This is a genomic window from Amycolatopsis cihanbeyliensis (assembly GCF_006715045.1).
In the GTDB taxonomy this organism is placed as follows: Bacteria; Actinomycetota; Actinomycetes; order Mycobacteriales; family Pseudonocardiaceae; genus Amycolatopsis; species Amycolatopsis cihanbeyliensis.
Genome location: NZ_VFML01000001.1, coordinates 3886219 through 3898276, shown reverse-complemented (window position 1 = coordinate 3898276; position 12058 = coordinate 3886219). Strand labels below are relative to the sequence as shown.

Below are 12058 nucleotides of genomic sequence, written 5' to 3'. Positions count from 1 at the left end.
AGCAAACCCGTAGTGACCTTGCGGATATGGTTGCGGCCGTTCCGCTGCACGCCCACGAGAGACCGCTGCACGCACGAGAGACCCGGGCCGCCCCCCGAAGGCGACCCGGGTCCTATCCCCGAATCCGGCAGCCGTCGCGCCCCGAAATACGCGGCGGAGCCGGGTGTTCCCCTGTGGTGGTCTTCAGCTCGTGCTGCGGAAGCTCAGGCGTCCCGCTTCCTGGCCGTGCCGATGCCGATGACCAGCATCAGCAGGGCGAACCCCGCGAAGTAGGCCAGTGCCCAGCCGGGGCTGAGTGGCGAGGTTGACAGCGGCGGCCCGCCCATGCCGCTGCGGGTGGCGCCGTCGCCGGTGAGGAACTTCTCCGCCACGTGGAACGGCATCCACTTCTGGATGTCGGCGCCGACGTTCGGGATCAGTCCCACCAGCGACTCCACCGCGAGGGTGTAGATCAGCAGCAGCGAGATCGCCCCGGCGCTGTGCCGGATCAGCAGGCCGACCGACATGCCGATGATCGCGGTCAGCGCGTAGATCGGCCCGATCCCGACCACGTTGATCCACTCGGCGGTGCTGTTCAGCGCCATGTCGGCCTCCGGCTGGATGATCATCGAGATCCCCAGCGAGCCGAACGCGGCGATTTCCCCGATCACCAGCGCCAGCAGGCCCACCACCCCGGCCTTGGCCAGAAGTACCGAGGTGCGGTTGGGCACGGCCTGGAAGGTGGTGCGGATGGTGCCGAAGCGGTACTCGGTGGTCACCGCGAGCGCGGCGAGCACCATGATCACCGCGAGGCCGAAGCTGTAACCGAACTGGGTGCTGGCGACCGTGCCGACGCCGGAGTCGGTGGTGCCTGCGATGAGCGCGGCGAAGCCGATGGTGATGAGCAGCGTGAGCAGGGCACACCACCACGGCGACCGCGTGGTGAACAGCTTGATGCGTTCAACGGCGAGCAAGGTCATGGTCTTGTCTCAAATCCTCAGTAATGTGTGGTGGTGGTCACCGGGAGGCCGGTGCGAGCGGCTCGCTCGTTTCGGCCAGTACGTCCGCGACTTCGGTTTCCAGGCCGGTGTGGTACTCGACCGAGTCGCCGGTGATCTGCATGAAGGCCTGCTCGAGTGAGCCCTGCTGCGGGCTCAGCTCGTGCAGCACGATCCCGCTGTTCGCGGCGATCTCGCCGATCTTGTCGCTGTCCATTCCGGACACCAGGATCGCCTCGCCCGAGTCGGTGATCTCGGCACCGGCCTGGTGCAGCACGCCGCGCAGCTGGGCGAGCTGCGGGCTGCGCACCTTGACCGTGTTCTCCGCGGCGCGGGCGACGAACTCCTCCGTGCTGCTCTGCGAGATGAGCTGCCCCTTGCCGATCACCACCAGCTCGGAGGCGGTCAGCGCCATCTCCGACAGCAGGTGGCTGGACACGAAGACGGTGCGGCCCTCGTCGGCGAGCCGGTGCATGAACTGGCGGATCCACAGGATGCCCTCCGGGTCGAGGCCGTTCACCGGCTCGTCGAACAGCAGCACCTCCGGGTCGCCGAGCAGCGCGGAGGCGATCCCCAGCCGCTGCGACATGCCGAGCGAGAAGCCGCCTGCCCGCTTGTTCGCCACCGAGGTCAGCCCGACGACCTCGAGCACCTCGTCCACCCTGCGGGCCGGGATCCGGTTCGACTTCGCCATCCAGCTCAGATGGGCCCGTGCCGACCGGTTGGGGTGCACCCACCTCGCGTCGAGCAACGCGCCGACCGTCCGCAGTGGATGATGCAGCTCGTGGTACCGCTTCCCACCGATCCGGACCTGGCCGGCGGTGGGGTTGTCCAGGCCGAGCATCATGCGCATGGTGGTGGACTTCCCGGCGCCGTTCGGCCCGAGAAAGCCGGTGACCCGGCCGGCAGCGACGTCGAACGAGAGCTCGTTCACCGCCAGCGTGCTGCCGTATCGCTTGGTGAGGCCCCTTGCCTCGATCATTCGTTCCTCCCTCGGGTGCTGCCGAGCACCCCCGTGATTGCCCGTGGTCTCGGTGTCTTGTTCCGCGGTCGGGTTACTCAGGTCTGCAATGCGCCTCGCCAGTGCGGTGACCTGCAACGACCTCCCGCCCGTCGCCCACCACCACCCACACGGTGGCGCTGCGCGCCGCGGTGACCATGGGCCTGGCGGCCCGCGGTCGCTGGGTCGTTCTGAATAACCCTCTCGGTGTCCAGGATTTCGGATCGGTCCGCTGCGCGCGTCATTCCGGAGACCGAACTTCGAACCCGTCCGTGGTAGTAGTTTGGCGGGTTCGCGGGTGCCAGACGATCGGTGATGACCCTGACCGGACCCTGAACCTGGACCCGGTCCACCCCGGGGATGAGGAGTCAGTCCACTCCGGGGCGGATCAGCCCGGTCTCGTAGGTGAGCACCACGGCCTGCACCCGGTCGCGCAGCTCCAGCTTGGCCAGTATCCGGCCGACATGCGTCTTCACCGTGGCCTCGGAGAGGAACAGCTTGTCCGCGATCTCGGTGTTGGACAGGCCCTTGCCGATCAGCACCAGCACCTCGCGCTCGCGTCCGGTGAGCACGTCCAGCACGGCGGGGTCCCGCGGCGGGGTCCCGCCGCTGCCGATGAAGCGGTCCAGCAGCCGCCTGGTCACGCTCGGCGACACCACGGCATCCCCGCTCGCCACCGCGCGCAGCGCCGTCACCAGGTGATCCGGTGGGGTGTCCTTGAGCAGGAAGCCGCTCGCCCCGCCCTGCAGCGCCGAGTAGACGTACTCATCCAGGTCGAAGGTGGTCATCACCAGTACCCGCGAGGTACCGGCCGCCACGATCCGCTTGGTCGCCTCCACCCCGTCCAGCACCGGCATCCGCACGTCCATCAGCACCACATCCGGCCGCTCCCGCTCGGCCAGCCGCACCGCTTCCTTCCCGTCGGCGGCCTCGCCGACCACGTCGATGTCCGGCTGCGCGCCGAGCACCATCCGGAAGCCGACGCGCATCAGCTCCTGGTCGTCCACCAGCACGACACGGATCACGAGGACAACCTAACCGGCAGGCTCGCCCGAACCCGCCAGCCCCCGCCGGGCCCCGGCCCCACCTCGAGGGTGCCGCCGAAGACGTGTGCCCGCTCCCGCATGCCGATCAGCCCGTTCCCGCCGGGTACTTCGGCACCCTCCCCGGCCGCCACCAGCGCGCCGCGGTCCCCGCCGTCGTCGGCCACCTCGACATCCACCGCCTCCGCGTCCTGGCGCACCCGCACCGTGGCGGACGCACCGGGGCCGGCGTGCTTCAGCGTGTTGGTCAGCGATTCCTGCACGATCCGGTAGACCCCGAGGGACACCCCCGCCGGCAGGTCACCCAGCTCGCCCTCGACGTCCAGGCGCACCGGCACCCCCGCCGCCCGGACCCGCTCGGCCAGCTCGGCGAGGGTGGCCGCGTCCGGCTGCGGTACCCGCGGCTCACCGCTGGCGCCCTCGCCCCGCAGCAGGTCCAGCAGCCTGCGCAGCTCGGCGAGGGCACCGCGGCCGGTGTCCGAGATCGTCCGCACCGCGCGTTCGGCCAGCTCGGGGTTGGACCTGATCATGTAAGAGGCCCCGTCGGCCTGCACCACGATCACGCTGACCGCGTGCGCGACCACGTCGTGCAGTTCCCTCGCGATCCGGCCGCGCTCCTCGGCGACCGCGATCCGGGCCGCCTGCCCGCGCTCGGTTTCCAACAGGTGCAACCTCGCCTCCAGCTCGGCGTGATAGGCCCGGCGCGCGCCGACGTACTCGCCGAGCACCCAGCAGAGCACGAAGATGAGCGTGGACGTGATCGTGTTCGGTACCCAGTCGGTCCCCTGGCCGATGGCTGCCTGAGCCACGTTCGCCAGCACGAACACGACCACGTAGAGCGCGCCCGGCTTGCGTCCCGCGTAGACGACCGCGGTGTAGATGGCGATCGCCCCGCAGAACACGGCGCCGAGGCCGAGCCGGAGCTCGCTGTGCAGCACCGAGAACGCCAGCACCAGGTAGGCCGACCACAGCGGGTGACGGCGGCGGACCACCAGCGGCAGCACCACCAGCACGTCCGCCGGCAGCGCGAGGTACCAGGGCGGCATCGGCAGATCCTCGAAGAAGAAGATCAGCACGTCGATGCTCAGCAGCGCCGCAGCCAGCAGGCTGTCCCCGACCATCGGGTGCGCCCGCATCCACAGACTCAGCCGTCGCACCCGGCAACCCTAGGCCGCGGGCCGTGTTCCGCGCGTCACACGGCGGTAGCACCTTGGGTGCGACCGCGGGATGACTCCCATGGCACGATTTCCGGGTGACAGCTACCGGGCACGGGCGGCTCGCCGGACCGCTTTCCACGTCGGTGGCCAACCTGTGCCACCGGCTGCAACCGCAGGTTTCCGCACGGACCGCGGCGGGGTTCGCCGAGGTGCTGCGCAGGTTGGGAGCGCCGCTGCAGGTCGCCGTGGCCGGGCGGATCAAGTCCGGTAAGTCCACGCTGGTCAACGCCCTGATCGGGCGTCGGGTGGCGCCCACCGACATCGGCGAGTGCACCCGCCTGGTCACCCGCTTCCAGTACGGCACCGTGGACCGGATCGAGGTGGTGTTCACCGACGGCCGCACGCAGGTGCTGCCGTTCGCGGCGGACGGCGCGATCCCCGCCGAACTGGGGGTGAACATCGACGAGGTCTCACATGTCGAGGCCTACCTGACCAACGCCGTGCTGCAGGACATGACGGTGATCGACACCCCCGGGCTGGGTTCGCTGGACGCGGCCTCGGTTTCCCGTACCGAGCAACTGCTCGGCGCGGCCACCCGGGACACCCAGGACACCGGGGAGGGCGGCGGGGACGAGGGGTCGAGCGAGCTGGACGACACCTCGCGCAACGCGGTGGCCGGGGCCGAGGCCGTGCTCTACGTGGTCACCCAGGGGGTGCGGGCCGACGATCAGCAGGCGCTCGCCGCGTTCACCGCGGCCACGGCCAGCCGCGAGGCGGGCCCGGTGAACGCCATCGCGGTGCTGAACAAGGCGGACACCATCGCCCCGGAGTCGGTGGAAGGCGCCGAGGGGGACGTCTGGAAGGCCGCGACCGTGCTGGCCGGCAAGCAGGCCGCCACCCTGCGGCCGCGGGTGGCCGATGTGCTCCCGGTGATCGGCCTGCTCGCCGAGTCGGCCGAGTCCGGCGGGTTCACCGCAGCCGATGCCGAGGCGCTGCGCCAGGTCGCCGAACTGGACGATGATGTGCTGGACACCATGCTGATCTCGGCCGACATCTTCACCAGCTGGGACTGCGAGATCCCGGCGGGCACCAGAGTGCGGCTACTGGAGAAACTCGACCTGTACGGCATCCAGCGCGCGGTGCGGGCGATCCGGGCCGAACCGCGGATCACCGCGGGCGCCCTGCGCCGCAGCCTGCTGGACGCCTCCGGCCTCGCCGAGGTGCGTCGCAGGCTGGAGGTCGTGTTCGCCGCGCGGGCCGACGGCATCAAGGCAGCCGCCGCGCTGGCCTCGATCACCGCGCTCGCGTACACCAGCGGGGACCAGGCGGAGCGGCAGCGGGTGCACGACGCCATCGAGGTGCTGCTGGCCAAGCCCGAGGCGCACCAGCTGCGCCTGCTCGAGGCGCTGACCCTGGTGGCGTCCGGCGCGGTGGACATGCCGGAGGACCTCACCGAGGAGGTGCTGCGGGTCGGCAGCAACGCCGAGATCGGCGCGCAGCTCGGGATGCCCGGAGCGGCGCGGCCGGAGCTCGCCGCGTTCGCGCTGGAGCGGGCCGGCTGGTGGCGCTCCTTCGCCTCGTTCGGCGCCACCCCGGCACAGAGCAGGGTCGCGCATGTGGTGCACCGGGCGTACTTCCTGATCTGGCAGCAAATCCGTGAACCGACCAACTCCGTGAACCGGTAGAGGACAGCCATGGCCGCGTGGTTTCGTAAGGACAAACCTCGGGAAGCCACCCGGGAGAGCATCCTGGACAGCACGGACGAGGACGGGCCGACCGGCCGGCTGGACGGCACGGACCTGGCCAGGATCGTGCGGGAGGTCGAAGGCGAGACCGAGGGAACCGGACCGGAGGCTCCCGCGTCGAAACCGGGCGTGGAGCCCGCACCCGTTACCACCCCGGCCGGTGATGGCGCGCTGGAACAGGCGCTGTCCGACCGCCGCGCGCTGATCCAGCTGTGCCTGTACGCGATCGACCGCGCCCGCAGCGGTGGCGTCGCCGAGCGCCTCGAGCAGGGGCTCGCCGCGATCGGGGTGACCGCGCTGCGGCCGGAGGGGCAGCGGTTCGACCCGGCCCTGCACGAGGCGGGCGGGGCCGTCCCGACCGAGGACGCGACGCTCGAGGGCACGGTGGCGGAGACCGAGGTGGTCGGGTTCGCCGACCGCAACCAGCTACTGCGTGCGCCGGTCGTCACCGTGTACACCCGACGCTAGGGTTGACCACGATGACGGCCCCCTCGCCCGGCAAGCCCGCGCTGCCCACCCAGGTCAAGCAGGCCAGGGAGACACTGCTCGGCATGCTGCGCGAGCTCGACCCGGAGGCCGGGAGGTGGGTGGAGGACCTGCGCCGCGCCCGGTCGGGCAAGCCGTCGGTCGTCGTGGTCGGCGAGACCAAGCGAGGCAAGAGCTCGCTGGTCAACGCGCTGCTCGCCACGCAGGGCCTGTCCCCTGTGGACGCCGATGTGGCCACCGCCACCTACCTGGTCTTCGAGCATGCCGAGCAGTGGTCGGCGCAGGCCTGCTACCCGGGCCAGCTCGCGCCGGTCGGGTTCGAGCTCGAGGAGCTGCCCCGCTGGTCCTCGGCGACCCACGAGCTGCCGGAGGGCCAGCTCCCGCCGCGGTACGTCGAGGTCGCCGGACCGGTGCCGTTGCTGGAACGTCTCTCCATTGTGGATACGCCCGGTGTCGGTGGGTTGGACACCGCGCACGGCGAGCTGGCTATGGAGGCCGCGGCCAACGCCACCGCGTTGCTGTTCGTGGTGGACGCCTCCGCCCCGTTCACCGCGAGCGAGTTGCACTTCCTGCGGGAGATGTCCGACCGGGTGGAGACCGTCCTGTTCGCACTGTCCAAAACGGATCAGTTCCGCGGCTGGCGTGAGGTGCGGGAGGCCAACCGGCGGCTGCTGGCCGAGCACGCGCCGCGGTTCGCCGAGGCCGTGCTGCATCCGGTGTCCCCGCGCATGTTCGAGATGGCAGGCAAGGCGGGCGGCGAGCAGGCCGCCGCCATGGTGCGCGAGAAGTCCGGGATCGCGGAGCTACAGTCGGCGTTGCAGGAGCTGCTGGTCGGCAGGTCCGCCATGCTGGGCGAGGCGAACACCCTGCGCGCGCTGTCCACCGCGCTCGGGGAGCAGCACGCCCGCCTGCAGGCCGAGCGCAGGGCACTGTCCTCGGGGGAGGCCGAGGCCGCCTCGCTGCGCGAGCGGCGGGACGAGCTGGCCGCGCAGCGCCGGACCTCGACCCGCGGCTGGCAGTTGAAACTGCGCGGCGAGGTGCAGCGGGCCCGGCTGGAGATCGGGCACGAGACCAGCAGGCAGATGCGGGACGCCCAGTCCTACTTCCGGCAGCAGATCGACGCGGCCAAGCGGGAGCAGCTGGCCGAACTGCCCCGGCAGGTGGACATGACCCTGCAGGCCGTCTCGCAGCGGATGTCCACCATGCTGGCGCAGCGGCTGAACCAGGTCACCGATGCCGCGCTGGCCGAGCTGTTCTCCGCCGAGGAGCTGGAGGTCATCCGGGCGCAGTTCGCCAGGGCGGGTGGGCCGCCGGTGGTGCTGCGCCCGCCGGACAAGCGGCCGCCGACCGCCGAGGACAAGTTGCTGGTCTTCATGGGCGTGTCCGGCGGGGTCGGCGCGGGCAAGCTGGTCGCACTGCCCCTGGCCGGGGCCTTGGCCAGTTCCGTGGTGTTGCCCGCGACCATCGTGATCGGCCTCGGTGCCGGCTGGTGGATGGCCCGTACCCGCCGGCACGCGGCCGACAAGCAGCACATGAAGCAGTGGCTGGTCGAGTCGATCGCGGACGCCCGCTCCACGCTGGACCAGCTCGTCGCCGAGCAGTTGATCGAGGCTGAGCAGCAGCTCTCGCTCGCCCTGGACGAGGCGTTGAGCCGGCGCATCGAGGCCATCGAGGCCGAACTGAAGGAAGTCGACAAGACGATAAAAATGGACGCGCAGGAACGGTCGAAGAAGCTGACCCAGGTGACCAAACGGATCAAGGAAGTCACCGAGGGTCGGGACCGCGCGGAGCAGTTCCTCGGCCGGATCCGGGCGCTGCGGGACCAGTCGTGAGCTACCCGCCGCAGCAGGGGCCGTACGGCAACCACTACCAGCAGCGGGGGCACGGCTACCCGTACCCGGGACAGGAGCCGTACGGGTACCCACCGAGGAAGCGCAATACCGGGCTGATCGTCGGCCTGGTCGTCGGCGCCGTGCTGCTGCTCGGCGGCGGGGCGCTCACCCTGGTGCTCGTGCTGTCCGGCGAGGACGGCCCCTCCCAGGATCCACGGCAGTTCGCGGCCTCCTACGTCACGGCGGTGAACGAGCGCGACCCCGAGGCGCTGGTCGCGCTGAGTTGCTCGCTGGGTGAGTCGGACGGGCAGTACGCCATCCGCGAGTTCACCGAACAGCGGGTCGAGGTCACGTTGAGCGAGGAACCCGCGATGGAGTCCGGGCGGGACGTCGCCTTCTGGCTGGACGTGACCCGGGGCGACCCGCAGGGCGGGGAGCCGCCACAGCGGCGCTACCGGCTGCTACTGATGAACGAGACCGACCGCTGGTGTGCGCTGCTCGGAGCCGGTGGGATGCCGAGTTGAGTGACGGCCGGACCCGCCTGTTGTGTGGTGGAACCGAAGCGGCATACGGTGAGTCTCACTAGCGAGAACACCAGCCCCCGAGACCCTGTTCCCGAACCGGAGACAGGTGCTTGCGGGGAGTGGGAGAACGCGCGCGGCGAAGCCCACGAGTGGCGGGGCCGGGCGCACGAGCTGCGAAGGTGACGATCGTGACCGAGCCCGAGCCAGGCCGAGCCGGTCGTGCCGCGCGTTCAGGAACAGGCACCGAGCTCCGGCGTGAGCCGGCGATACGAGGGGGAGTTCCCTGTGTGGGTCGATGAGAGCGGCGGAACCGACACCGCTGACACCACTGGCACCCCGGACGAGATGACCGTCACCGTGGAGGGTGAGGACTACACGGCCGACGTCAACTTCGACATCAACGAGGACGGCGTCGACGACACCGCGCTGATCGAGCGGGAGGACGGCAGCGTCCAAGCGTTCGTGGATGTCGACAGCGACGGGGACGCCGACGAGTACGTCCAGCTCGACGCGGACGGCAACCTCGTCACCCACGCGGCGTACGACGAGACCAGCGGTGACTGGGTGTCGGTCGAGCCCGGTGACACCGGCGACCCCGGCGGCACGGACACCGACACCCAGACCGGCTCGGACGGCGGGATGACCGCGGATATGCCGGATGGCGAGGTCGAGGTGGGGCCTGCCACGGTCGACACCAACCAGGACGGCGTGAACGACACCGCGGTGGTGCAGGACGAGTCGGGCAACACGATCGGGTTCACCGATGTGGACGGCGACGGCGATGCCGATGTCGCGGTCGTGATCGACGAGAGCGGCGAGTCGACCACCTACGAGCACACCGGCGACGGGCAGTGGACCGAGGTGGAGGGCGCCGGCCGCGCGGCGGGCGAGTCCGATGCCGCGAGCGACGCCGCCTGGGGCGGCGGCCAGCAGCCCGTCGAGGGCGTGGCCCGGATCGACTCGGCCACCGGCCAGTGGATCAGCCAGAACTGAACCTGCCCCTCCGGGCACTCCCCGGATCGGACAAACCACGCGGGTCCGGCACGGCTTTCGTGCCGGACCCGTCCGTGTATCGGCCGGAAGATTTCGCCCGCTCCGCCGATCCAGCGACATCTGAATCGATTCCCTGATCGTTCTTGTGAGAGAACCGACAGGTCAGGGCTCGGTTACTGGTCAGTCACCCGGCTACTCTCATGGAATCCCCAAAATCACGTACACCGGTCCGGCCGGTGTGCGAAGCCATTCGGTCGCCGGCAAAGGAGCCCGCTCCGAACTCGCGAGTTCGGCGTGGGCTCTTGTTCGTCGGAGTCAGGAGAAGAGATGACTGCAGTAGCCATCCCCGGACTGAGCAGCGCGCCGACCACGCACAGCCGCGTGCTGTCGTGGGTCCGGGAGGTCGCTGAGCTGACCACCCCCGACCGAGTGGTGTGGGTGGACGGCTCCGAGGCTGAAGCCGCGCGCCTCAACGCCGAACTCGTCGAAGCCGGGACGTTCGTGCCGCTGAAGTCGAAGCCCAACTCGTACTGGGCGGCCTCCGACCCGACCGACGTGGCGCGGGTCGAGGAGCGCACCTTCATCTGTTCGCAGGACGAGGCCGACGCCGGCCCGACCAACAACTGGATGCACCCGGACGAGATGAAGGCGACCATGACCGAGCTCTACCGGGGCTGCATGCGTGGTCGGACGATGTACGTCATCCCGTTCTGCATGGGGCCGCTCGGGGACGACAAGCCGAAGCTGGGGATCGAGATCACCGACTTCGCCTACGTGGTCGCCTCGATGCGGGTGATGACCCGGATGGGCGCGGCGGCGCTGGAGAAGTTCGTCGACGACGACGGCAACGAGCGCGAGTTCGTGCCCGCACTGCACTCGGTCGGTGCGCCGCTGGAGCCGGGCGAGCAGGACGTGCCGTGGCCGTGCAACGACACGAAGTACATCACGCACTTCCCCGAGGAGCGGATGATCTGGAGCTACGGCTCCGGCTACGGTGGCAACTCGCTGCTCGGCAAGAAGTGCTACTCGCTGCGGATCGCCTCGGTGATGGCAAGGGACGAGGGCTGGCTCGCCGAGCACATGCTGATCCTCAAGCTGATCTCCCCGGAGAACAAGGCCTACTACATCGCCGCGGCCTTCCCCAGCGCCTGCGGCAAGACCAACCTGGCGATGCTGCAACCGACCGTCCCCGGCTGGCGGGTGGAGACCCTCGGCGACGACATCGCCTGGATGCGGTTCGGCGAGGACGGCAGGCTCTACGCGGTGAACCCGGAGGCCGGGTTCTTCGGCGTCGCGCCGGGCACCAACTGGCACACCAACCCGAACGCGATGCGCACCATCGACCAGGGCAACTCGGTGTTCACCAACGTCGCGCTCACCGATGATGGCGACGTGTGGTGGGAAGGCATGGAGGGCGAGCCCGCGCACGCGACCTCCTGGAAGAAGCGGGACTGGACCCCGGACTCCGACGAGCCCGCCGCGCACCCGAACTCGCGGTACTGCACACCGATGTCGCAGTGCCCGATCCTGGCGCCGGAGTGGGACGACCCGAAGGGCGTGCCGATCTCGGCGATCCTGTTCGGCGGCCGCCGCGCCACCACCGTGCCGCTGGTGAACGAGGCACGGGACTGGCAGCACGGGGTGTTCATGGGCACCACCATGTCCTCGGAGAAGACCGCGGCCGCCGCGGGCAAGGTCGGCGAGGTGCGCCGGGACCCGATGGCGATGCTGCCGTTCATCGGCTATCACGCCGGTGACTACTTCAACCACTGGGTGCAGCTCGGCAAGAACGCCGACGGCGCCAAGCTGCCGAAGATCTACTACGTGAACTGGTTCCGTCGCGGGGACGACCGGCGCATCCTGTGGCCGGGATTCGGCGAGAACTCCCGCGTGCTGAAGTGGATCATCGAGCGGATCGAGGGCACCGCGAGCGCCACCGAGACGCCGATCGGCTTCGTGCCCACCGCGGACGACCTGGACCTGGACGGGGTCAAGGAGCCGCGGGAGGACATCGAGGAAGCGCTCACCGTCGACGTGGACGAGTGGCGCCAGGAGATCCCGATGATCGAGGAGTGGTTCGCCAAGATCGGCGACAAGGTGCCGTCCACCATGCACGACGAGCTGGCCGCCCTCAAGCAGCGCCTCGCCTGACCAGCTGGGAGTGACCCGTTCCGGGTGGGGCGGGTCACTCCGTGCCTGTCTGGAAACGCGCGACCCGCCCGGCGCGCGTTCATCCACTCGTCAGCACAGGTCCGAGCGGACCTCGGGCTCCCTGCCCCAGCGGGGGCGTGTATGCAGGAG

Annotated in this window: 10 protein-coding genes; 6 read left to right on the top strand and 4 right to left on the bottom strand. The window is 70.1% G+C overall.

Annotated elements, in window-relative coordinates; genetic code table 11:
- Positions 1-203: 203 nt before the first annotated feature.
- The 4 genes from FB471_RS17595 to FB471_RS17580 form a co-directional block, all read right to left on the bottom strand.
- Positions 204-959 (bottom strand): ABC transporter permease, encoded by a 756-nt coding sequence (locus FB471_RS17595; RefSeq protein ID WP_141999544.1) that lies wholly within the window; start codon positions 957-959, stop codon positions 204-206.
- A 37-nt stretch (positions 960-996) separates the two neighbouring features.
- Positions 997-1959, bottom strand: coding sequence for an ABC transporter ATP-binding protein (locus tag FB471_RS17590; protein WP_141999543.1), 963 nt, complete (start codon positions 1957-1959; stop codon positions 997-999).
- Between the two features lie 386 nt (positions 1960-2345).
- Positions 2346-3002 carry a response regulator gene (locus tag FB471_RS17585; protein WP_141999542.1) on the bottom strand — a complete coding sequence of 219 codons (657 nt, stop codon included), beginning with the start codon at positions 3000-3002 and terminating at the stop codon, positions 2346-2348.
- Complete coding sequence (locus tag FB471_RS17580) at positions 2999-4156, bottom strand: sensor histidine kinase (RefSeq protein ID WP_425457107.1); 1158 nt, start codon at positions 4154-4156, stop codon at positions 2999-3001. Before FB471_RS17580 ends, FB471_RS17585 begins: the two co-directional genes overlap by 4 nt.
- Before the next feature lie 116 nt (positions 4157-4272).
- Here FB471_RS17580 and FB471_RS17575 point away from each other — a divergent pair, with 116 nt between their 5' ends.
- From FB471_RS17575 to FB471_RS17550, 6 genes are all read left to right on the top strand, one after another.
- Entirely contained in the window at positions 4273-5862 is a 1590-nt protein-coding gene (locus FB471_RS17575) for a dynamin family protein (RefSeq protein ID WP_141999541.1), read from the top strand.
- Positions 5863-5871: 9 nt separating this feature from the next.
- A complete protein-coding gene (gene grpE / locus FB471_RS17570) occupies positions 5872-6390 on the top strand; it encodes a nucleotide exchange factor GrpE (RefSeq protein WP_170220840.1) in 519 nt (172 codons plus the stop codon).
- Positions 6391-6401: 11 nt separating this feature from the next.
- On the top strand, positions 6402-8240 hold the full coding sequence (locus tag FB471_RS17565; RefSeq protein WP_141999540.1) for a dynamin family protein: 1839 nt from the start codon (positions 6402-6404) through the stop codon (positions 8238-8240).
- Positions 8237-8764 carry a Cif family virulence factor gene (locus tag FB471_RS17560; RefSeq protein ID WP_141999539.1) on the top strand — a complete coding sequence of 176 codons (528 nt, stop codon included), beginning with the start codon at positions 8237-8239 and terminating at the stop codon, positions 8762-8764. The genes FB471_RS17565 and FB471_RS17560 overlap by 4 nt, the downstream gene beginning before the upstream one ends.
- Before the next feature lie 285 nt (positions 8765-9049).
- The gene (locus FB471_RS17555) at positions 9050-9757 is read left to right on the top strand and encodes a DUF6802 family protein (protein WP_141999538.1); all 708 of its coding nucleotides are present in this window, start codon (positions 9050-9052) and stop codon (positions 9755-9757) included.
- Positions 9758-10084: 327 nt separating this feature from the next.
- Positions 10085-11908, top strand: coding sequence for a phosphoenolpyruvate carboxykinase (GTP) (locus FB471_RS17550; RefSeq protein WP_141999537.1), 1824 nt, complete (start codon positions 10085-10087; stop codon positions 11906-11908).
- Positions 11909-12058: the final 150 nt, after the last annotated feature.